The organism is Achromobacter sp. JCM 18799, assembly GCF_055395645.1.
This window is the reverse complement of sequence record NZ_AP043866.1, coordinates 6,134,309-6,154,616: the sequence shown is the minus strand read 5'-3', so window position 1 is coordinate 6,154,616 and position 20,308 is coordinate 6,134,309. Positions and strand designations below refer to the sequence as shown.

General features: G+C 66.0%; 18 protein-coding genes. 6 read left to right on the top strand and 12 right to left on the bottom strand.

Features of this window, described 5'->3' with window-relative positions:
• Nucleotides 1-16: 16 nt before the first annotated feature.
• From ACZ5YA_RS29175 to ACZ5YA_RS29165, 3 genes are all read right to left on the bottom strand, one after another.
• Nucleotides 17-976: a Bug family tripartite tricarboxylate transporter substrate binding protein gene (locus ACZ5YA_RS29175; protein ID WP_059375549.1), complete on the bottom strand. Its 960-nt coding sequence runs from the start codon at nucleotides 974-976 to the stop codon at nucleotides 17-19.
• 70 nt (nucleotides 977-1,046) lie between these two features.
• Nucleotides 1,047-2,255, bottom strand: coding sequence for a CaiB/BaiF CoA transferase family protein (locus ACZ5YA_RS29170; protein WP_280015028.1), 1,209 nt, complete (start codon nucleotides 2,253-2,255; stop codon nucleotides 1,047-1,049).
• A 170-nt stretch (nucleotides 2,256-2,425) separates the two neighbouring features.
• Entirely contained in the window at nucleotides 2,426-3,346 is a 921-nt protein-coding gene (locus tag ACZ5YA_RS29165) for a LysR family transcriptional regulator (RefSeq protein ID WP_118931717.1), read from the bottom strand.
• A gap of 106 nt (nucleotides 3,347-3,452) precedes the next feature.
• On the opposite strand from ACZ5YA_RS29165, the gene ACZ5YA_RS29160 reads away from it, so the two are divergent.
• Both ACZ5YA_RS29160 and ACZ5YA_RS29155 read left to right on the top strand, forming a co-directional pair.
• Nucleotides 3,453-4,541, top strand: coding sequence for an RDD family protein (locus ACZ5YA_RS29160; RefSeq protein WP_464091582.1), 1,089 nt, complete (start codon nucleotides 3,453-3,455; stop codon nucleotides 4,539-4,541).
• Nucleotides 4,542-4,564: 23 nt separating this feature from the next.
• Complete coding sequence (locus tag ACZ5YA_RS29155; RefSeq protein ID WP_464091581.1) at nucleotides 4,565-6,100, top strand: tetratricopeptide repeat protein; 1,536 nt, start codon at nucleotides 4,565-4,567, stop codon at nucleotides 6,098-6,100.
• Between the two features lie 9 nt (nucleotides 6,101-6,109).
• On the opposite strand, the gene ACZ5YA_RS29150 is transcribed toward ACZ5YA_RS29155, so the two are convergent.
• Entirely contained in the window at nucleotides 6,110-7,042 is a 933-nt protein-coding gene (locus tag ACZ5YA_RS29150; protein ID WP_464091580.1) for a LysR substrate-binding domain-containing protein, read from the bottom strand.
• Nucleotides 7,043-7,126: 84 nt separating this feature from the next.
• Between ACZ5YA_RS29150 and ACZ5YA_RS29145 the strand changes: the two genes are divergently transcribed.
• The 3 genes from ACZ5YA_RS29145 (at nucleotide 7,127) to ACZ5YA_RS29135 (ending at nucleotide 10,004) form a co-directional block, all read left to right on the top strand.
• On the top strand, nucleotides 7,127-8,050 hold the full coding sequence (locus ACZ5YA_RS29145) for a carbon-nitrogen hydrolase family protein (RefSeq protein ID WP_464091579.1): 924 nt from the start codon (nucleotides 7,127-7,129) through the stop codon (nucleotides 8,048-8,050).
• A gap of 523 nt (nucleotides 8,051-8,573) precedes the next feature.
• Nucleotides 8,574-9,263 (top strand): glutathione S-transferase family protein, encoded by a 690-nt coding sequence (locus ACZ5YA_RS29140; RefSeq protein ID WP_059373836.1) that lies wholly within the window; start codon nucleotides 8,574-8,576, stop codon nucleotides 9,261-9,263.
• Nucleotides 9,264-9,440: 177 nt separating this feature from the next.
• The gene (locus tag ACZ5YA_RS29135) at nucleotides 9,441-10,004 is read left to right on the top strand and encodes a PIN domain-containing protein (protein WP_240633213.1); all 564 of its coding nucleotides are present in this window, start codon (nucleotides 9,441-9,443) and stop codon (nucleotides 10,002-10,004) included.
• Between the two features lie 15 nt (nucleotides 10,005-10,019).
• Here ACZ5YA_RS29135 and ACZ5YA_RS29130 read toward each other — a convergent pair whose 3' ends face one another.
• The 4 genes from ACZ5YA_RS29130 to rpsO all read right to left on the bottom strand — a co-directional run bounded on the left by ACZ5YA_RS29130 (nucleotide 10,020) and on the right by rpsO (nucleotide 14,724).
• A complete protein-coding gene (locus ACZ5YA_RS29130) occupies nucleotides 10,020-11,237 on the bottom strand; it encodes a threonine ammonia-lyase (protein ID WP_059373834.1) in 1,218 nt (405 codons plus the stop codon).
• Between the two features lie 13 nt (nucleotides 11,238-11,250).
• Nucleotides 11,251-11,913, bottom strand: coding sequence for a hypothetical protein (locus tag ACZ5YA_RS29125; RefSeq protein ID WP_410469166.1), 663 nt, complete (start codon nucleotides 11,911-11,913; stop codon nucleotides 11,251-11,253).
• Nucleotides 11,914-12,201: 288 nt separating this feature from the next.
• Complete coding sequence (gene pnp / locus ACZ5YA_RS29120; protein WP_059373832.1) at nucleotides 12,202-14,364, bottom strand: polyribonucleotide nucleotidyltransferase; 2,163 nt, start codon at nucleotides 14,362-14,364, stop codon at nucleotides 12,202-12,204.
• A 90-nt stretch (nucleotides 14,365-14,454) separates the two neighbouring features.
• Nucleotides 14,455-14,724 carry a 30S ribosomal protein S15 gene (gene rpsO, locus ACZ5YA_RS29115; protein WP_006223612.1) on the bottom strand — a complete coding sequence of 90 codons (270 nt, stop codon included), beginning with the start codon at nucleotides 14,722-14,724 and terminating at the stop codon, nucleotides 14,455-14,457.
• 312 nt (nucleotides 14,725-15,036) lie between these two features.
• Here rpsO and ACZ5YA_RS29110 point away from each other — a divergent pair, with 312 nt between their 5' ends.
• The gene (locus ACZ5YA_RS29110; protein ID WP_464091578.1) at nucleotides 15,037-15,555 is read left to right on the top strand and encodes a hypothetical protein; all 519 of its coding nucleotides are present in this window, start codon (nucleotides 15,037-15,039) and stop codon (nucleotides 15,553-15,555) included.
• 65 nt (nucleotides 15,556-15,620) lie between these two features.
• Here the strand turns inward: ACZ5YA_RS29110 and pssA are convergent, their stop codons facing one another.
• The 4 genes from pssA to ACZ5YA_RS29090 form a co-directional block, all read right to left on the bottom strand.
• Nucleotides 15,621-16,394 carry a CDP-diacylglycerol--serine O-phosphatidyltransferase gene (pssA, locus tag ACZ5YA_RS29105; protein WP_059373830.1) on the bottom strand — a complete coding sequence of 258 codons (774 nt, stop codon included), beginning with the start codon at nucleotides 16,392-16,394 and terminating at the stop codon, nucleotides 15,621-15,623.
• 177 nt (nucleotides 16,395-16,571) lie between these two features.
• On the bottom strand, nucleotides 16,572-17,588 hold the full coding sequence (gene ilvC, locus ACZ5YA_RS29100) for a ketol-acid reductoisomerase (RefSeq protein WP_013391929.1): 1,017 nt from the start codon (nucleotides 17,586-17,588) through the stop codon (nucleotides 16,572-16,574).
• Nucleotides 17,589-17,664: 76 nt separating this feature from the next.
• On the bottom strand, nucleotides 17,665-18,156 hold the full coding sequence (gene ilvN, locus ACZ5YA_RS29095) for an acetolactate synthase small subunit (protein ID WP_054450173.1): 492 nt from the start codon (nucleotides 18,154-18,156) through the stop codon (nucleotides 17,665-17,667).
• Between the two features lie 11 nt (nucleotides 18,157-18,167).
• The gene (locus ACZ5YA_RS29090; protein WP_464091577.1) at nucleotides 18,168-19,883 is read right to left on the bottom strand and encodes an acetolactate synthase 3 catalytic subunit; all 1,716 of its coding nucleotides are present in this window, start codon (nucleotides 19,881-19,883) and stop codon (nucleotides 18,168-18,170) included.
• Nucleotides 19,884-20,308: the final 425 nt, after the last annotated feature.

The window sequence follows — 20,308 nt, the reverse complement described above, 5'->3', positions numbered from 1 at the left end:
CCTTTTCCCGGCCCGCCTATTGCTGCACCACGATGCCCGCGCTTTCGATGGTCTGGCGCGCCTTGGCGATATCCGAATTGATCAGCGCGGCAAACCGTTCGGTGGACACTGGATCGGTTTCCAGGCCTTGCGCGGCCAGCGCCTCCTGCACGTCCTTGCGCGCCAGCAGCTTGTTGAAGTCGCTGTTCAGGCGCGACACGATGGCGGGCGGCGTCTTGGCCGGAGCCAGCACGCCGTAGTAGGTCACCACGCTGAAATCCTTGTAGCCCAGCTCCGCGACCGTGGGCACCTCCGGCAGCGCCGGATTGCGCTTGGGCGAGGTGACCGCCAGCGCGCGCACCTTGCCGGACTTGATCAGCGTGGCCGCCGACGAGATCGAAGAGCCCGCGAACTGCAGATGCCCGCCCATCAGGTCCGCCAGCGCCGGCGCCGAGCCCTTGTACGGCACGTGCTGCATCTTGAAGCCGGCCGCGTGCTGCAGCATTTCGATGGCGATGTGCACGCCGCCGCCCGTGCCCGAGGTGCCATAGGAGATCTTGTTCGGATCCTTCTTGGCGGCGTCGATCACTTCGGGCAGCGTCTTGTAGGGCGAGCTGTCCGACACCAGCAGCACCATGGGCGTGGTGGCCACCAACGCCACCGGGGCCAGGTCCTTGACCGGGTCGTACGACACCTTCATCAGCAGCGGAATCAGGGTGACGTTGTCGGACTGGCCGATCACCAGGTCGTAACCCTGGGCAGGCGAACGCGCCGCTTCGGCCAGGCCCAGCGCCGTGCCCGCGCCCGGCTTGTTCTCGGGGATGACGGACCAGCCGTTGAGTTCATGCAACTTGGTGCTCATCAGGCGACCGATGTAGTCGGTGCCCCCGCCCGGCGTGGACGGGATGATGATGCGGATGGGCTTGCTGGGGTAGTCCTGGGCGTGTGCGGCACAGGCGGCGGCCAGCGCGGCCACCGCGAACAGTTTGCGGATCATCTTGTCTCCTCTTCGATGGAAGTCTTGGCGGTCTGCGCCGCCTCGACCGATATCGGGCGCTACCGCCCGTTCATGCAATGACGCCTGCGCTGCGCAGGGCCTCGATGCGCGCGGCATCCCAGCCCAGACCCTGCAGGATGGCCTGCGTGTCGCCGCCCTGCCGCGGCGGATCGGAACGCTTGCCGGCCTTCAGGCCGTCGAACTCGATAGGCAACGCCGCCGCGGATATCTCCCCGCCGTCCGGCAGCCGGGTCTTCAACAGCGCGCCGCCGGCGTTCAGATGCGCGTCGTCCAGCAGGTCGTGCGGCTGGCGTATCGGGCCGTACGACAGGCCGGCGGCTTCCAAGGCCGCGCAGAGTTCGTCGGTCTTCCAGGTTTTCAGGATCTCGCCCACGCCCGGCACCAGCCAGGGCCGCGCCGCCTCGCGGTCGACGGCGGTGGCCAGGCGCGGATCGGCGGCCCATTCGGGCGGCAGGAATTTCTGCGCGAAGTTGCGCCATTGCGCATCGCCCACCACGGCGACGAACACGCGGCCGTCGGCGGTCTCGAACACGTCGTACACGCCCCAGGGCGGCCGGCGTTCCGCCCCCATGGGCTTGGGCGCGGCGCCCGTCAGCTGGTACTGCGCGATGAACTGCGCGACCAGCAGCAGATTGTTCTCGAACAGGCCGGAGCGCACGTGCCTGCCGCGCCCCGTGGCGTGGCGGTCGTGCAGCGCCGCCAGCGCGCCCACCACGCCGAAGGTGCCGCCCAGGATGTCGTTGACCGAGGCCGCCACGCGCTGGGGCGAGTCCGCGCCGCCGTTGATGTAGGCCAGCCCGCCCATCATCTGCACCACTTCGTCGAGCGCGGTGCGCTGCTTGTAGGGACCGGACAGAAAGCCCTTGAGCGATACGTAGATCAGCCCGGGGTTCTCGGCCGACAGCGACTCATAGTCCAGCCCGTACTGGGCCAGGCTGCCGTCGCGAAAATTCTCCACCACCATGTCCGCCTGCAAGGCCAGCTGGCGCACCACGGCCTGCCCTGCGCTTGCCTTCAGGTCGATCGCCAGGCTTTGCTTGTTGCGGTTGAAGACCGGGAAGTAGCCGCTGCCCGAGCCTTTCAGGCGCCGGGTGCGGTCGCCTTCGATCGGCTCCACCTTGATGACTTCGGCTCCCAGGTCCGCCAGCGCCAGGCCGGCCGCCGGGCCCATGATCATGTGGGACAGCTCCAGCACCTTGATGCCGCGCAGCGGCAACTCGGAGTGGTCCATGAAGGGTGAAGCCGGTGTTGCTGCCATCTGCATATCCTCGGGCCTGATGCGCTGAAAAACAGGCGGTGGCAAGATCGATGCATGCCGCCGCCCCATGCCCCCATCATCGGCGGCAAGCCGGATCAGCGGGTAGCGCTCTTTCAGCACGGGGGCATTCTCGTTTGGGAACGTCCGGGAAAGCCCTGAGCCCTGTCGTTTCAGGCGGCGTCCGCCACGCCCAGATGGGCCAACAGCACGCGGGCCGCGGGCGGCAAGGCGTCCACCCCCAGCACGGCGATGCACAAGGAAGTGCTGGACCAGGCTCCAGAAAGCGGAATGAAGCGGATGTCCAGGTTGGCGTGGCGCGCCTTGAGGTACATGGGCACCACGGCCACGCCCATGCCGCGCGCCACCAGCATGCAGATGGTTTCGTGCGAGCTGACCCGCGCGCTGATGCGCCGCGCCACGCCCGCATCCTGCGCCGCCTGCTCGAACACCGCGCTGATGCCGTTGTCGCGGTTCAGTTCGATCTGCTCGAAGGGCAGCAGCTGCGCGTAGTCCAGCGTGTCGCGATCGGCCAGCAGATGCTGGCCAGGCACCACCGCCGCCAGATCGCAGCGGCCGCAATTAAAGACCTGCAAACCGTCATGACCGAAATCGGAACCCACCGCCACGTCGGCCTGACCGTCCAGCACCGCGCGGAACACCTCCTGCGTGGTGCCTTCTTCCAGCGAGATATCGATCTGGGGATAGGCGCGGCGAAAGGACTGGATCTGCGCCGGCAGTTCGCCGGACAGCGCCGCCACGCTGACCGCCAGCCGGATGCTGCCGCGCACGCCGGTCGCAAAGCCCGCCATTTCGCGGCGCATGCGGTCCATGCTCTGCAGCACCATGCGCACGTGCGTGGCCAGGGCATTGCCCGCGGGCGTGGGCTGCACGCCTTTGACCCCACGCTCCAGCAGTGGCACGCCGAAGGCGTCCTCCATTTCCGACATGCGTTTGCTGACGGCGGAAGGGACGATGTTCTCGCGGGCGGCGGCGCGCGCCAGGCTGCCCTCCTCCAGCGCCGCGAGGAACAGGCGCAGGGAGACGGGATCGATATCGCGAGGATGCGGCGAAAGGGGCTGGACGGGCTTCATGGCGGGAAGTGTCGTGCTTAGTGGCAGCGTCCTGGGATCGGGGTTTTCCCGGTAACATCCGCACTCCCCACGCTCTTGCGGCATTTCCAGGCCGCCACCGCCGCCCATGCAATGCCCCCGCTGCAACTGGCAGAATCCGGCCTCCAACACCCAGTGCTTCAGCTGCAATGCGCCGCTGGCCGCCCCCACAGCGGCCGCGCCTGCCGCGAAGGCTGCGAAGACCGCCAAGGCCGCCCCGGCCCGCGCCGGCAATGCCCCGGTCTTCCCCGGCATCTGGCCGCGGCTTGGCGCCACCGCGATCGACGCCGTCGTGATGGTCGCGGCCATGATCGGATTCAGCACCGCCGCCAATCTGACCTACGAATCCCTGGCCGGCGCTGCGCGCCCCGTCCTGCTGGCCATGGCCGCCGGTTTCATCGGCCTGATGCTGCCGGCCCTGATGGACGCCTGGGCCGGCGGATCCCCAGGCAAGCGGGTGCTGAAGCTGCGCGTCGTGAACCGCAATGGCGATCACCCTGGCGTCCTGCGCGCCAGTTGGCGGCACCTGATGAAGTACGTGCTGAACATCGCGCTGCCCGGCATCTTCTACCGCATCCAGAGGACCATCTTCGGCGAACGCGCCATGCACAACTGGATCTCCGGCACCTACGTGGTCTCCAGCCAGGCGGACCCGCGCGCCATCCGGCCCGCCATCGCCAAGACCCGCTCCATCACGGGCGCGGGCAAGTTCATCTTCATCGTGCTCGGCGTGCTGTTGCTGGTCGCGGGCGGCATGATCATCGGCGCCATCGTCATGGAGCCCAAGCAGGAAGACAATCCCCTGCGCGCCGAGGTGATCCGCCTGGACCTGGTGTCGCAACCCGTGCGCATGCTGGCCGAAAACCATTACCAACGCACGGGAACCTACGCGCCGGACATGGCGGCGCTCGGCGTCACCGCGGAATCGTTGAACAGCAGCGGCTTCAGCGCGCTGAGCCTGAATCCGGTCAACGGCGTGCTGCGCTTCACCATCGCTGGCGCCCCCAGCGCCGCGGACGCGCCCGCGCTCGGCGGCAAGCATCTCGTCTACCTGCCCGAACTGCGTTCCGAAAAGAAAGGCGGCGGCATCCGCCGCTGGCAGTGCGGCAGCGACGACATCCCGCGCGCCGACCGTCCCTACATCTGCCGCCACGAAGCCGGCGCCTCGGCGCCCTAGCCCTACCCCACGGAATCCCGCGCATGTCCGCCCTGATCGAATCCATCCATCGCGCCGACGACGGCGACGAGCACGCGCAAATGCTGGCGCTGTGTGAACAAGGGTTGCGCGAACAGCCCGCCTCGGCCCTCCTGTGGGCGCTGCGCGCCCGTTATCACGACAAGCGCGGCGCCCACGCTGCGCGCCAGGCCGACCTGGACCGGGCGCTGACCCTGGACCCGCATTGCGCCGACGCCATCCGCGTCCAGGCCACCGCGCGCTACAACGCCGGCGAACGACAGGAAGCCTGGCGCGTCCTGCGCGATGCCCTGCAACGCACGCCTTCGCACTTCGGGCTGCTGATGGCGCAGGCCTATCTGCTGATCAACGACCGCCAGCTGGACCAGGCCATCCAGTGCTGGACCCGCGCCGCGCAGTTGCGCCCATCCGCCGGCGCGCCGCATTGCTATATCGCGTCCAACCTGGCCAACGCCGGGCGACACGCCGAAGCCGAGCCGCATTTCCGGCGCGCGACCTCGCTGGCGCCGGGCAACGGCATGTTCCTGTACGACGCCGGCAACACTTACCGCAGCCTGGGCGACCTGCACAACGCCATCGCAATGTTCGACCGCGCCCGCGCCATCCTGGGCGAGCAGAACGCCATCCAGCACAACCGCGCCTCGTGCCTGCAGGCGCTGGAACGCCACGCGGATGCCGTCGAGGAATGGACCAGCCTGCTACGGCGCGAGCCCGACTGGGACTGGCCCCTGGAAGGCAAGGCGCGGTCCCTGCACCGCTTGGGCCGCGCAGACGAAGCCGCGCCGTTGTGGCATCATCTGGACGCGCTGTCTGACAGCGGCTGGGAAGGCCGCAGGGAACAGGCCCGCGAGTACGTGCGCAGCGGCGATCCGGAGCTGGCCGAGCAGGCGCTCCGGGAGCTGGACCCCATGACCAGCGGCGACGCCCAACTGCTGTTCGTTGCCGGCAACGCGCAACGCGACCAGCGCAACTGGGATGAGGCGCTGGCGTACTACCTGCAGGGCTACGAGCTGGCGCCCGACAGCGACTTCCTGCCCGGCAACGCGGCCGACATGCTGAACCGGCTGGAGCGCCATGAGGAAGCCCTGCCGCTGTCCGAAGTGGCGATCTCGCTGGATCCGGACTGGCTGAAGTGGCGCCGCGCCCGCATCGAGGCGCTGATCCATCTGGGCCGCGCGGACGAGGCCGTGGCCGACGCCGACCGCGCCATGGCGCGCTGGCCGGATGACGGCGCCCTGCACGCCGAGCGCATCAACGCGCTGATCGCCGCCAAGCGCCACGACGAGGCGCTGACTGCCTGCGACCGGCTGATCGCGATCGATCCAGACTATCGCAGCTGGGCGCTATTTTCGCGCGGCCAAGCCTACAGTGAAATGAAGCGCCACGCGGAATCCGCCATGGCCTATCGCCAGGCTGCCGCCTCCTATCAACAGAACGGCAAGCCCCAGTACCAGGAACTGTCCTTGAACAACGCCCTGGCCGCGGAGCAGGCCGCCGCCGCGCCGCGCGGCCTGCTGAGCCGGTTGTTCCGGCGCAATTAGGCCGCGCGCCTAGGCGGCGCGCTCCCATTCATAGCCATTCAGCAAGTCCAGCAAACCGCGCCTGACCACGGCCACCGCCTCATCCCGCAAGGCGTCGGCGCGCCAACCCATTTCGATGGCATAGCCCGGCATCGCCACCGGGCACGGCAGCATGCGCAGGCCGGAGGCCGCGGCCAGGCCGCGCGCCGCGTGCGCGGGCAAGGTCGACAGGGCATCGCTGCCTGGCAGCAGAAACGCCAGCGCCGAAAAATGCGTGGTCGATGCCTGCACCTGGCGCGTCAGTCCCAGCCCATGCAGTACTTCATCCACCACGCCGATGAAGCCGCCGGACGACACCAGAATGTGCTGGCGGCGGACAAATTCCTCCAGCGACAGCGAGGTCTGGCCCGGCGCCAGGCTGGCGGGGTCCAGCAGGCAGGCATAGCCGCCCTGTCCGACCGTCACGCGCTGCAAGGCCTGCGTGGTCAATCCGCCCGAGGCGATCACCAGATCGGCCTCGCGCGCCATCAGCATGTCGGCGGCCAGGCGGCTGTGGGTCTGCCGGAAAATGATGCGCAGGCCCGGCGCGCTGTCCGCCAGGGCGCGGATCGCGTCCCTCCCTAGCGCGATCTCAAAATCGTCCGACAGGCCCAGCGTGACCGAGCGGCCGACGAAGCCCGCCGCGCCCGGCCACGCCAGCGACAGGCTCTGACGGCACTTGTCCAGGGCTTCGCCGATGACAGGCCGCAGTTCGCGCGCCCGCAGGCTGGGCGACAGCCCTCTGCCGGTGCGCGTGAACAGCGGATCGCCATAAAGCGCGCGCAAGCGGCCCAGCGCCGCGCTGACGGCCGACTGCGTGACGCCCAGGCGCAGCGCGGCACGCCCCGCGCCGCCCTCGTCATAGATGGCCTCGAAGACCTTGAGCAAGTTCAGGTCGGCCGACTCGATATCAATCTGGTTCATATCATTTATCTCTGACCAGGATTGATTGATTTTAGGGCCGGCCGGACACTGAAGCCCCGTTGCCACGTTCCCGAGACCCTCGCCATGACCACGAAAACCGTCGCCGCCCTGCAGATCGGCTCCTCCCCCGAAGGCCGCGCCCGCACCCTGGAAGACATCCTCGCCTACGAAGGCCAGATCGCCGCCTCTGGCGCCTCGCTCGTGGTCATGCCCGAAGCGCTGCTGGGCGGCTATCCCAAGGGCGAGATCTTCGGCACCCGCCTGGGCTACCGCCTGCCCGAAGGCCGCGAAGCCTACGCCCGCTATTACGACAACGCCATCGATGTGCCCGGTCCCGAAACCGAGGCGCTCGCCGCCCTGTCGCAGCGCACCGGAGCCAGCCTGGTGGTGGGCGTGATCGAACGCGGCGGCAACACGCTGTACTGCACCGCCCTGTTCTTCGAGCCCGCGACCGGCCTCGTCGCCAAGCACCGCAAGCTCATGCCCACCGGCACCGAACGCCTGATATGGGGCCAGGGCGACGGCTCGACGCTGCCGGTCGTCGACACCGAAGCCGGCCGCATCGGCGGCGCCATCTGCTGGGAAAACCACATGCCGCTGCTGCGCACCGCCATGTACGCCAAGGGCGTGGAAATCTGGTGCGCGCCCACGGTGGACGAGCGCGACATCTGGCAGTGCTCGATGCGCCACATCGCGCATGAGGGCCGCTGCTTCGTGGTCAGCGCCTGCCAGGTGCAGCCCTCGCCCGCCGAACTGGGCCAGGACGTGCCAGGCTGGGACGCCAACCGTCCGCTGATCAACGGCGGCTCGGTCATCGTCGGTCCGCTGGGCGACGTGCTGGCCGGCCCGCTGCGCGGCAAGGCCGGCCTGCTGACCGCCCAGGTCGATACGGCGGAACTGGTGCGCGCCCGCTATGACTTCGACGTGGTGGGGCACTACTCGCGCCCCGACGTCTTTTCCCTGACCGTGGACGAACGCCCGCGCCCCGCCGTGCGCTTCGTCTCCTGAACGCCCCGTCGCCAGGAGTCCGTAATCCAGGCCTCTGGCCCCGGGATGGTATAGTCTCGCCCGCTGCCGGCCCTTCCGGGGCCGTGCAACGCCCGAGTGGTGAAATTGGTAGACACAAGGGACTTGAACTAATTTGAGCCCTTTGGGGGAAACTCCAAAGGTGTAGCCCGTCAAACTCGGCGAATGCCCTGGACCCGTTCCGAGCCAACGCCGAGCCAAGCCCAGGCCGCATGGCCGGGGAAGGTGTAGAGAGCAGACGGCGGGCACCTAAGGCCGCAAGGCTATGGTGAAGGCGTGCTCCAGACCACGAACAGCGCATCCGCGCTGGCGGCGAAAGCCGAAGTGGTAAGAAAATCCCTCGGCCTCGCGGCCGTACCGGTTCGATTCCGGTCTCGGGCACCACCCCGCCACAGGACAGGCGTCCCCCCTTCGTCGCAAACCGGCGAACGCCTGCCTCGTCAAACTGAAGCGCGCAAAATTCGCCCCGCCGATCTAATCTAGTCCGGTAATCAGGGAGCGCGCCATGATCACCCTCTATTCGTACCCCGGACTCTATGGGCTGGAAGACAACAACCCCTACGGCCTGAAGATCTACGCCTTCCTGAAGCTGTGCCGCTTGCCGTTCGACCATCGGCATACGCTGGACGTGCAGTCCGCGCCGCGCGGCCAGTTGCCCTATATCGCCGACGGCGATCTGCGCATCGGCGACAGCGACGCCATCATCGCCCACCTGAAGCGCCAGTACGAACTGACCATCGACGATTCCCTCACGCCCGAGCAGCAGCGGCAGGACCTGCTGGTGCGCCGCGCGCTGGACGATCTGTACTGGGTCATGTCCTATTCGCGCTGGCGCGACGACCGCTATTGGCCAATCTTCCGCAAGGCGCTGCTGGACGCCCATCCGGACGTCAAACCCGAGCAGCTGGAAGCCGCCCGCCAGTACAACTTCCAGCGCTATCACTACCAAGGCATAGGCCGTTATGCCCCCGAAGACGCCTATGCCCGCGGGATCGCCGACCTGGAGGCCATCTCCAGCCTGCTGGGCGACAACGGCTTCATGTTCGGCCCCAATCCGGGCAGCGTGGACGCGGGGCTCTATGGCTTTCTCGCCAATATCTATTTCTACGCCATCGATACCCCGCTCAAGCAGTGCCTGGTGTCGCGGCGCAACCTGGTGAGCCTGTGCAATGCGGTGCGCGCCGAACTCGGTTAGAGCCTGCCGCCCCTCTTGCGCACGGCAGCCGGCCCCGGGCCGCTTCCAAAAACGTTATTCTTGCGCCTCGTTTTCCACGTTTCCGCCCTGCCCGCCATGTGCCGGCGGGGCTTCAGACCTCACTTGACCGCCGCTTCCTCCCCCCCGCCCTTCATCGTCCTCGACGCCTGCGTCCTCATGTCCGGCATCCTGCGCCGCCTGCTGCTCAGGCTGGCCGAGGCCGGCGTGTACACGCCGGTCTGGACCGACCGCATCGGCGAGGAATGGCGCCGCAACGCCTCGCGCATCTGGGAGATCCCGCCGGAGGTGATGATGGAACTCTGGGACGACATGAACGCGCGCTTTCCCGGCGCCCGCGAAACGGACACCCAGGTCTACGAGGCGTCCTTGCGCTACAGCGATCCCAAGGACTTCCACGTGATCGCGGCCGGCCTGGCGCGGCGCGCGCGCTGCGGCCTGCAGCAGCCGCCTGTGGTGCAGGTGCTGACCTGGAATCTGAAGGATTTCAATCGTTCCGAACTGCGGCGCCAGGGGCTGGACGTCTACAACCCCGACCGCATGCTGACGCAGTGGTGGCAGGCCGCGCCCGATGCCATCCGCGCGGCGGCGGCACAGGTGCCCGCGGACTATGTGGCGCTGGGGCGCGAGCCCGAGCCGCTGTCGGCGACGCTGCACCGCGAGCGCCTGTACGGCCTGAAGAACCTGCTGGCGCGCGACGCCGCGCAGAACGGCGCCGCCTGAACCGCGCCGGCGCGCTCAGTGGTCGTGGTTGCTGGCGGCAAAGCCCGCCGCGTTCAGTATGTCGATCACTTCCTGGATGTGCTCGTGGCCGCGCGTCTGCAGCACGAAATCCACCTCGACATTGCGCACCGGCAATGACGTGAACGCGCGCTGGTGGTGCACTTCGGTGATGTTGGCCTGCGCGTCGGCGATGAGCTTGGTGGCGTGTGCCAGCGCGCCCGGCAGGTCGCGCAGGTCCACGCGGATACGCGCCAGGCGGCCTGCTCGCACCATGCCGCGCTCGATCAGTTCGCCCAGCATCAGCGGGTCGATGTTGCCGCCCGTCAGCACCAGGCCGATGCGCTTGCCCTTGTAGCGGTCGCTGCCCTCTTCCTGCGCGCGCAGCAGCGCGGCCAGGCCTGCGGCGCCCGCGCCTTCGACCACCGATTTCTCGATTTCCAGCAGCACCACGATGGCGTGTTCGATATCGCTTTCGCTGACCAGCTCCAGGCGATCGACCAATTGCGTCACGATGGGCTGGGTCAGCGCGCCCGGCGACTTCACCGCGATGCCTTCGGCAATGGTGTACGCGCCCTGCGGCATGGACACGCCCTTGACGGCCGCGTACATGGACGGGAAGCGCTCGGTCTGCACACCGATGATCTCGATGCCGGGCTTGAGCGCCTTGGCCGCGGTGGCGATGCCGGAGATCAGGCCGCCGCCGCCGATGGCGACGACCAGGGTGTCCAGCTGCGGTTGGTCTTCCAGCATTTCCAGCGCCACCGTGCCCTGCCCGGATATGACCGCCTCGTCGTCGTACGGGTGGATCATGATCAGGCCGCGCTCCTGCGCCAGCTCGTAGCCGCGCGCCTTGGCGTCGTCGAAGGTATCGCCGGCCAGCACCACCTCGGCGCCGAAGCGGCGCGTGTTGGCGATCTTGACGGTGGGGGTGAAGCGCGGCATCACGATCACGGCCGGCACGCCCATGCGCTGGGCATGGTAGGCCACGCCCTGCGCGTGGTTGCCGGCGGACACTGCGATCACGCCCTTGGCGCGTTCTTCTTCCGACAGCGTCAGCATGCGGTTGAGCGCGCCGCGCTCCTTGAACGAAGCCGTGAACTGCAGGTTCTCGAACTTCAGCCAGATCTCCGCGCCGAAGATGTCGGACAGCGTGCGGGACAGGGTAAACGGGGTCTTCAGCACCTGGCCGCGCAGGTTCTCGCGGGCGGTCTGAATGGAGGCGATATCGATCACGATGGAAATCCTGTTAGCGCACCGGCAGGAAATTGAACAGCAGCAGGCCCTGCGCGTAGTTGATCCCGATGCGCCGCGTGTTCTCGCCCAGCAGATTCGCGATCAGATCCAGGCGGCCGATGATGGCGCCGAATTCGCGTTCAAAGCTGAGGTTGGTGGCGTTCTGGGACATTTCGTTGGCCAGCAGCAAGGGTTCGCCCTGGGTATTGCGGCGCGACGCCAGCAGCCAGGCGGCTGCCTCGACGTTCCGTGCGGCATTGTAGACCCGCTGCCCGTCCAGCGCGTCGGTGGCGTACAGGCGGGTTTTGCCGTTGTGGGCCGCGATGATGGTGTCGGCCAGGCCGTAGATGAAAGCGCCGACCCGGTCGCCGGAATAGTTGGGGTCCAGGGACACGGCCAGGATCTGGATATCGCGCAGCCCCGCCAGGTCCTTGGGCGGGACGCGGACCTCGATGGAATGCTTGACCAGCGACACCGCCTTGGCCAGATCGGGCGCGCCGGACTTGCGCCACTCGCGCGGATTGCGGCGGTAGAGCTTGTCCAGCAGGACATACAGGCTGGCCAGGTTGTCGCGCACCTCCAGCGTGACGGTGCGGTTGAAGTCGGTCTGGCCGAACTGGTCGGCGGACATGTCTTCGCTCTTGGGACCGCCCTTGCCCGGCGCGGGGCTGCTCATGCAGCCGCTCAGCAAGGCCGCAAGCAGCGCCGCGGCACTGGCGGATCTGGCCCACGCCGTCATGCCTTGCCCATCCGTTTCCCCCTTCTTTGCCACGTCGCGCGGGCCATCCTCCGTGGTCGGGGGGCCTCGCTCTCGCGCAAGACTTTACAGGAAGGTAAGCGCAGTTGGGAGATGTCCGGGGTCTGAAGAAGCAAGAAGATGAATCAGGACCGGCCGTCGCGGCCCAGGCCGGCGCATGAAAAACGGCGCCCGAAGGCGCCGTTTCATACTACCGGTCAAGCAGGCTTATTCAGCTTGCGGTTCCGATTGCGGGGCGGCTTCGGGGGCCGCAGCGGATTGCTGCTGCTCGATGCCGCCGATGGCCTTGATGGACAGGCGCAGGCGGCCCTTGTCGTCGGCCTCGATGACCTTGACGCGGACTTGCTGGCCGACCTTCAGCACATCGTTGATGTTGGCGATGCGGTAGTTGGCGATTTCCGAGATGTGCAGCAGGCCGTCGCGGCCCGGCAGCACTTGCACGATGGCGCCGAAATCCAGCAGGCGCAGCACGGCGCCTTCGTAGATCTGGCCCACTTCGACGTCGGCGGTCAGTTCGACGATGCGGCGCTGGGCTTCCTTGGCCTGCGCTTCGTCGACGCTGGCGATCACGATCGTGCCGTCGTCGGAGATGTCGATCTGCGTGCCGGTTTCTTCGGTCAGCGCGCGGATGGTGGCACCGCCCTTGCCGATCACGTCGCGGATCTTCTCGGGGTTGATCTTGATGGTCAGCATGCGCGGAGCGAAAGCCGAGAGCTCGCCGCGCGAACCGTCCAGCGCTTCCTTCATCTTGCCCAGGATGTGCAGGCGGCCTTCGCGGGCCTGAGCCAGCGCCACTTGCATGATTTCCTTGGTGATGCCCTGGATCTTGATGTCCATCTGCAGTGCGGTGACGCCGTTCTCGGTGCCCGCAACCTTGAAGTCCATGTCGCCCAGGTGATCTTCGTCGCCCAGGATGTCCGTCAGCACGGCGAACTTGCCGCCGTCCAGGATCAGGCCCATGGCCACGCCGGCCACGTGATCCTTGACCGGCACGCCGGCGTCCATCATGGCCAGCGAGCCGCCGCAGACCGAAGCCATCGACGACGAGCCGTTGGACTCGGTGATTTCCGAGACGATGCGGATGGTGTACTGGAAGTCTTCCGGAGCCGGCAGCAGCGGGATCAGCGCGCGCTTGGCCAGGCGGCCGTGACCGATTTCGCGGCGCTTGGGCACACCGATGCGGCCCGTTTCGCCGGTGGCGAACGGAGGCATGTTGTAGTGCAGCATGAAGCGGTCGCGGTACTCGCCCATGAGCGCGTCGATGATCTGCTCATCCTGCTTGGTGCCCAGCGTGGCCACGACCAGCGCCTGGGTTTCACCACGGGTGAACAGCGCGCTGCCGTGTGCGCGGGGCAGCACGCCCAGACGCACGCTGATGGGACGCACGGTCCGGGTGTCGCGGCCGTCGATGCGGGGCTCGCCGTTCAGGATCTGGCCGCGCACGATGGCGGATTCCAGCGAGAACATGATGTTGTCGACAGCAACGGCGTCCGGCGCCGCTTCGCCCTTTTCGGCGGCGGCGGCAGCCAGCTTGGCCGACACGTCAGCCGACACTTCGCGCAGCTTGGTGGTGCGAGCCTGCTTTTCGCGGATCTGGTAGGCGGCGTTCAGGCCTTCCTGGGCAGCGGCGGTGACCGCGGCGATCAGGGCTTCGTCCTTGGCGGGCGCTTGCCAGTCCCAATCGGGCTTGCCGGCGTCCTTCACCAGTTCGTGAATGGCGTTGATGACGGCCTGCATTTGCTGGTGGCCGTAGACCACGCCGCCCAGCATGATTTCTTCGGACAGCTGGTCGGCTTCGGATTCCACCATCAGCACGGCGTTTTCGGTGCCGGCGACGACCAGGTCCAGCTTGGACGACTTCAGCTGCGAGGCGGTCGGGTTGATGGCGTACTGGCCATCGATGTAGCCCACGCGCGCGGCGCCGATCGGGCCGTTGAACGGGATGCCCGAGATGGCCAGCGCGGCCGAGGCGCCGATCATGGCGGGGATGTCGGGATCGATTTCAGGATTGACCGACAGCGTATGGATGACCACCTGGACTTCGTTGTAGAAGTCTTCGGGGAACAGCGGACGCAGGGGACGGTCGATCAGGCGCGAGGTCAGCGTTTCCTTCTCGGAGGGCTTGCCTTCGCGCTTGAAGAAGCCACCCGGGATGCGGCCGGCGGCGTAGGTCTTCTCGATGTAGTCAACGGTCAGCGGGAAAAACGTTTGACCCGGCTTGGCCTTCTTGGAAGCCACGACGGTGGCCAGGACGACGGTGTCCTCGATCGACACCACAACGGCGCCGGAGGCCTGGCGAGCGATCTCGCCAGTTTCCAGGACGACCGTGTGCTGGCCGTACTGGAACGATTTTGTCACTTTGTTGAACATGACGATTATTCCTTACAAATGAAAAACCGTGGCCGTCGCGACATACGTCGCACCGACCACGGTTGCGTCATGGGGAGCCAGCCCCGTCGATCACTTGCGCAGACCGAGTTTTTCGATCAGTGCGCGGTACGAATCGGGATTGCGGCCCTTGAGATAGTCGAGCAGCTTGCGGCGACGGCTGACCATACGGAGCAGACCGCGGCGCGAGTGATGGTCCTTCATGTGTTCTTTGAAGTGACCGGTCAGTTCGTTGATGCGGGCGGTGAGCAGAGCCACCTGAACTTCGGGGGAGCCGGTATCGCCTTGAGCGCGTTGGAATTGCGCGACGATATCGGATTTCTTGATGTCAGCTACAGACATTTATGACCTCTTCGGACATGCGACAGGGCCGAGGCGCCCTGACGTGGTTTGGAAAAATTTTGCGCGAACCTGGCGGAATTCGCTTTCTCACTGCTGCCATTGATGACTCAAACAGAAGCCTGGAACCCGGGTGTGGACGCGGTGTTTCGACACCGGGGCCTGGCACCTGGACCAGCTCTGCGGCCAGCGCAAAGGATGTTGCAAGATCAATACACTTGATAAAGCTCGATGATTATAGCTGATTCGCTAGAATTACCCCAATGAGGGCCGCCTGCCCCGCTGCAGGCCGCGATGCCACGTAAGGAGCAAGACATGTCTAAATATTACAAAGGCGCCCGCCTGGCGCTGGCCGCCGCCGCGTTGGCCGGGCTGGCCGCCTGCTCGAACATGGCCCAGATTCCTCCCGGCACGCCCTACGCCGACGTGCTGACCCAGTTCGGCCAACCCAACTTCGAATGCCCGCAAGCCAATGGCGGACGGCGCGTGATCTGGACGCAGCAGCCCATGGGCCAATATGCCTGGGGTACCAATGTCGGCACCGATGGGCGCGTGGGCCAGGTGGTGCCGCTGCTGACGGATGCGCATTTCAAGGTGCTGAGCGAAGGCGAATGGGGTCCCGACCGCGTGCGCTGCGAATTCGGCCCGCCCGCGCGCATCGAGGAAGCCGGCCTGGGCGAGAAGCGCGAGGTGGTCTGGTCGTACCGTTACAAGGAAAACGGGGTCTGGAACTCGCTGATGTACGTGTACATGAGCCGCGACGGCAACAGGCTGACGCACTTCCATCCCGGCCCGGATCCCATGTACGACGACGACCGGTTCATGTGGCGCTGATTCCCCCGCCCTTGAAAGACAAAACCCGCCATCCGGCGGGTTTTGTTTTTCAAGATTGCCGCCAATCACGAAGATTGGTTGCGGCGTTCCTGCGTCAGGCGGCGCGCGCGGTTCCAGCGCCAGGCCCACATGATCCAGCCCGACAGGCCGTACAGCACGAACAGGCCGAACAGCACGACCGGAGGATCGCTGGACACGAAAACGAATACGGCCACTACCAGCAGGATGCCCCAGAACGGCACGCTGCGGCCCAGGGCGAAGCTCTTGCCGCTGAAGAACGGCGCGTTCGACACCATGGAAATGCCCGCGTACATGGTCAGCGTGAACGCCGCCCAGGCCATCAGGCTGTCATGGATGGGCAGCTTGTTGTCCACGGCCAGCCAGACGAAGCCCGCCACCAGCGCACCGGCCGCCGGGCTGGGCAAGCCCTGGAAGTAGCGCTTGTCGACCACGGCGATGTTGGTGTTGAAGCGCGCCAGACGCAGCGCGGCGCCGGCGACATAGACGAACGCGGCCAGCCAGCCCCAGCGGCCCAGGTCGTTCAGGATCCATTCGTACATGACCAGCGCGGGCGCGACGCCGAAGGAGGTCATGTCGGACAGGGAGTCGTATTGCTCGCCAAACGCGGACTGGGTGTTGGTCAGGCGGGCGACCCGGCCGTCCATGCCGTCCAGCACCATGGCCGCGAAAATGGCGATGGCGGCCACTTCGAAGCGGTCGTTCATGGCCTGCACGACGGCATAGAACCCCGCGAACAGTGCGGCGGTGGTGAACGCGTTGGGCAGCAGGTAAATGCCGCGGTGGCGGTTCTCGGAATCGCGCATGGAAAAATTGGGCATGGTCTCAATAACTTACAACGAACACTGAAAGGTTAACCCATCTGGCCCCGCTTGCGGGGCGAAGCAAGCCGCGTGCCCGGCCGATCGACGGGAAGCCTGCAAAAAAAGCGGCATACCCTCGCAGGCATGCCGCTTCGACCCTGATTGCGCGGGGCAAGCCCCGCGCAGTGGCATGGATCAGTTCTTGGACTTGTCCACCAGCTTGTTGGCGGCGATCCAGGGCATCATGGCGCGCAGCTTGCCGCCCACTTGCTCGATCTGCGATTCCGCGTTGATGCGGCGGCGCGAGGTCAGCGTCGGAGCGCCGGCGGTGTTTTCCAGGATGAACTTCTTGGCGTATTCGCCGGTCTGGATGTCCGTCAGGCACTGGCGCATGGCCTTGCGGGTTTCGTCGGTGACGATCTTCGGACCCGTTTCGTACTCGCCGAACTCGGCGTTGTTCGAGATCGAGTAGTTCATGTTGGCGATGCCGCCTTCATAGATCAGGTCGACGATCAGCTTCAGTTCGTGCAGGCACTCGAAGTACGCCATTTCGGGCGCGTAGCCGGCTTCCACCAGCGTGTCGAAACCAGCCTTGATCAGTTCGACGGTACCGCCGCACAGCACGGCCTGTTCGCCGAACAGGTCGGTTTCGGTTTCTTCGCGGAAGTTGGTTTCGATGATGCCGGCACGGCCGCCGCCGTTGGCGCTGGCGTACGACAGGGCCACGTCACGCGCGGCGCCCGACTTGTCCTGGTACACGGCCACCAGATGGGGCACGCCGCCGCCTTGCTTGTAGGTGTTGCGCACGGTGTGGCCCGGGGCCTTCGGGGCGATCATGATGACGTCGATGTCTTCACGCGGCACGACTTGGCCGTAGTGCACGTTGAAGCCGTGGGCAAACGCCAGGGCGGCGCCGGGCTTGATGTTGGCGTGCACTTCCTTGTTGTAGACCGAGGCGATGTTCTCGTCGGGCAGCAACATCATGACGATGTCGGCGGACTTGACGGCGTCGGCGACTTCCTTGACTTCCAGGCCGGCGTTGGCGGCCTTGTTCCACGAGGCGCCGCCCTTGCGCAGGCCGACCACGACCTTCACGCCGGACTCATGCAGGTTCTGCGCGTGCGCGTGGCCTTGCGAGCCGTAGCCGATGATGGCAACAGTCTTGCCCTTGACCAGGGAGAGATCGCAGTCTTTGTCGTAGAAAACTTTCATGGTTGTGCTCCAGATTCCAGTATTTTGGATATTTGTTTAATTCAGATGTAGGGTGCGGCTTGGCCTGGAAGGCCGGTCAAATCTTCAAAATCCGTTCACCGCGTCCGATGCCGGACACGCCGGTGCGCACGGTTTCAAGGATTGCACTGCGGTCCAGGGCCTCCAGGAAGGCCTGTACTTTTTCCTGCACCCCGGTCAATTCGATGGTGTAGGACTTGTCGGTCACGTCGATGATGCGGCCGCGGAAGATATCCGCCATGCGCTTCATTTCCTCGCGCTCCTTGCCGACCGCGCGCACCTTCACGAGCATCAGCTCGCGCTCGATGTGCGCGCCTTCGGTCAGGTCGACGACCTTGACCACATCCACCAGGCGGTTCAGGTGCTTGGTGATCTGCTCGATGATCTCATCGGAACCGGTGGTCACGATGGTCATGCGCGACAGCGTGGAGTCCTCGGTGGGCGCCACGGTCAGGGTCTCGATGTTGTAGCCCCGCGCGGAAAACAGGCCCACCACGCGCGACAGCGCGCCGGGTTCGTTTTCGAGGAGGACGGAAATCACGTGCTTCATGGGTGGCCTCCTTACAGGTCTTCAGAGCCAAGCAGCATTTCGGTCAGCCCGCGGCCGGCCTTGACCATCGGCCACACGTTTTCGGTGCGGTCGGTGATGAAGTCCAGGAACACCAGGCGATCCTTGTGCTTCTTGAACGCTTCGCGCAGCGCCGGCTCGACGTCCGCCGGGCGTTCGATGCGCAGACCCACGTGGCCATAGGCCTCGGCCACCTTGACGAAATCGGGCAGCGAATCCATGTAGGACTCGGAGTAGCGCGAACCGTAGTCGATCTGCTGCCACTGCCGGACCATACCCAGGAAGCGGTTGTTCAGGCAGATGATCTTCGGCGTCAGGCGGTACTGATGGCAGGTCGACAGTTCCTGGATGTTCATCTGGATGGAGCCTTCGCCGGTGATGACGGCGACGTCGTGTCCAGGATTGGCCATCTGCACGCCCATGGCGTACGGCAGGCCCACGCCCATGGTGCCCAGGCCGCCGGAGTTGATCCAGCGGCGCGGCTTGTCGAACTTGTAGTACTGCGCGGCCCACATCTGGTGCTGGCCCACGTCGGAAGTCACGAAGGCGTCGCCGCCAGTCACTTCCCAGAGCTTTTCCACCACGAACTGCGGCTTGATGACTTCGTCAGAGTTGGCGAACTTCAGGCATTCCTTGCCGCGCCAGGACTCGACCTGCTCCCACCACTTGGTGATCGGGGCGGGCTTGTGCTCGGCTGCAGCAATGTCGTACTGCGCACTGAGGTCGGCCAGGACGTCCTTGACGTTACCGACGATCGGGACATCCACGCGCACGCGCTTGGAGATCGACGAGGGATCGATATCGATATGGATGATCTTGCGCGCGTTCTGGGCGAAGTGCTTGGGGTTGCCGATCACGCGGTCATCGAAACGGGCGCCGATGGCCAGCAGCACGTCGCAGTGCTGCATCGCCATATTGGCCTCGTACGTGCCGTGCATGCCGGGCATGCCGACGAACTGGCCGCTGCTGGCCGGGTAGCCGCCCAGACCCATCAGGGTGCTGGTGCAAGGCGCGCCCAGTTGCGACACGAGCTTGTTCAGCTCGGGCGCGGCGTTCGACAGAATGACCCCGCCGCCCGTGTAGATCATGGGCCGCTCGGCGGCCAGCAGCATCTGCACGGCTTTCTTGATCTGCCCCTGGTGGCCCTTGTTGACGGGCGCGTAGGAGCGCATCGAGATCTCGCCCTTGGGCGGCGTGTACTTGCACTGCGCGATGGTGATGTCCTTGGGGATATCCACCAGCACCGGGCCGGGACGGCCGGTGCGCGCGATGTAGAACGCGCGGCGCATGGTTTCGGCCAGGTCCTTGACGTCGCGCACAAGGAAGTTGTGCTTGACGCAGGGACGCGTGATGCCGACGGTGTCGCATTCCTGGAAGGCGTCCTCGCCGATGGCCGCAGTGGGCACCTGCCCGCTGATGATGACCATGGGGATGGAATCCATGTAGGCGGTGGCGATGCCGGTGACGGCATTGGTCACGCCCGGTCCGCTGGTCACGAGGCAGACGCCGACCTTTTGCGACGAGCGCGAATAGGCATCGGCGGCGTGCACGGCGGCCTGCTCGTGACGAACCAGGATATGCTGGAATTTGTCTTGCTTGAAAATCGCGTCGTAGATGTAAAGCACCGCGCCGCCGGGGTAGCCGAAAACGTGTTCCACGCCTTCATCGGCCAGGCAGCGCACGACGATATCGGCGCCATTCAGTTCCATGTTGTCATTCCTTTCAGTACCGGCCCTGCAACCCTGACTGCTGCTCGCCCGGATACGGCGGCAACTGAACCCATACCGGTCCCGACAACATGATCCGGCGCTTTGCGGCTCACGGAGCCACGCCACCCGGACACCTTGCCGACCCGGCACACGCTCGACAGAACGCAGTGCAAACGCCCCTTGGGGACGCTGGAGGTCGAAATGGAAGCCTTGGCAACACACGCTTGTGGCGCGGCCAACGGCAGGTGTAACTGCTGCGGGATGGCTGGGAGGTGACCCTGGCAATCCGCCTCAACGCACCGGTTTCGGATAGGCAGACCGATGCAAGTGGAGCAATTTACCGCGTTGCGTCAAAGGTAGCAAATCGACCTTTCCCGCAGCGTTGCGCGGAAGGTTCGGTAACCATCTGGCCCCAAAAATTCGGG

Excerpts from the sequence above, each read along its gene's own strand:
- rpsO (WP_006223612.1), bottom strand. The coding sequence starts at position 14,724 with ATGTCTGTAGCTGACATCAAGAAATCCGATATCGTCGCGCAATTCCAA.
- ACZ5YA_RS29090 (WP_464091577.1), bottom strand. The coding sequence starts at position 19,883 with ATGGAACTGAATGGCGCCGATATCGTCGTGCGCTGCCTGGCCGATGAA.
- ACZ5YA_RS29150 (WP_464091580.1), bottom strand. The coding sequence starts at position 7,042 with ATGAACCAGATTGATATCGAGTCGGCCGACCTGAACTTGCTCAAGGTC.
- ACZ5YA_RS29165 (WP_118931717.1), bottom strand. The coding sequence starts at position 3,346 with ATGAAGCCCGTCCAGCCCCTTTCGCCGCATCCTCGCGATATCGATCCC.
- ACZ5YA_RS29145 (WP_464091579.1), top strand. The coding sequence starts at position 7,127 with ATGACCACGAAAACCGTCGCCGCCCTGCAGATCGGCTCCTCCCCCGAA.
- ACZ5YA_RS29170 (WP_280015028.1), bottom strand. The coding sequence starts at position 2,255 with ATGGCAGCAACACCGGCTTCACCCTTCATGGACCACTCCGAGTTGCCG.
- ACZ5YA_RS29155 (WP_464091581.1), top strand. The coding sequence starts at position 4,565 with ATGTCCGCCCTGATCGAATCCATCCATCGCGCCGACGACGGCGACGAG.
- ACZ5YA_RS29175 (WP_059375549.1), bottom strand. The coding sequence starts at position 976 with ATGATCCGCAAACTGTTCGCGGTGGCCGCGCTGGCCGCCGCCTGTGCC.
- ACZ5YA_RS29160 (WP_464091582.1), top strand. The coding sequence starts at position 3,453 with ATGCAATGCCCCCGCTGCAACTGGCAGAATCCGGCCTCCAACACCCAG.
- ilvC (WP_013391929.1), bottom strand. The coding sequence starts at position 17,588 with ATGAAAGTTTTCTACGACAAAGACTGCGATCTCTCCCTGGTCAAGGGC.
- ACZ5YA_RS29125 (WP_410469166.1), bottom strand. The coding sequence starts at position 11,913 with ATGAGCAGCCCCGCGCCGGGCAAGGGCGGTCCCAAGAGCGAAGACATG.
- pssA (WP_059373830.1), bottom strand. The coding sequence starts at position 16,394 with ATGCCCAATTTTTCCATGCGCGATTCCGAGAACCGCCACCGCGGCATT.
- ACZ5YA_RS29110 (WP_464091578.1), top strand. The coding sequence starts at position 15,037 with ATGTCTAAATATTACAAAGGCGCCCGCCTGGCGCTGGCCGCCGCCGCG.
- pnp (WP_059373832.1), bottom strand. The coding sequence starts at position 14,364 with ATGTTCAACAAAGTGACAAAATCGTTCCAGTACGGCCAGCACACGGTC.
- ACZ5YA_RS29140 (WP_059373836.1), top strand. The coding sequence starts at position 8,574 with ATGATCACCCTCTATTCGTACCCCGGACTCTATGGGCTGGAAGACAAC.
- ACZ5YA_RS29135 (WP_240633213.1), top strand. The coding sequence starts at position 9,441 with ATGTCCGGCATCCTGCGCCGCCTGCTGCTCAGGCTGGCCGAGGCCGGC.
- ilvN (WP_054450173.1), bottom strand. The coding sequence starts at position 18,156 with ATGAAGCACGTGATTTCCGTCCTCCTCGAAAACGAACCCGGCGCGCTG.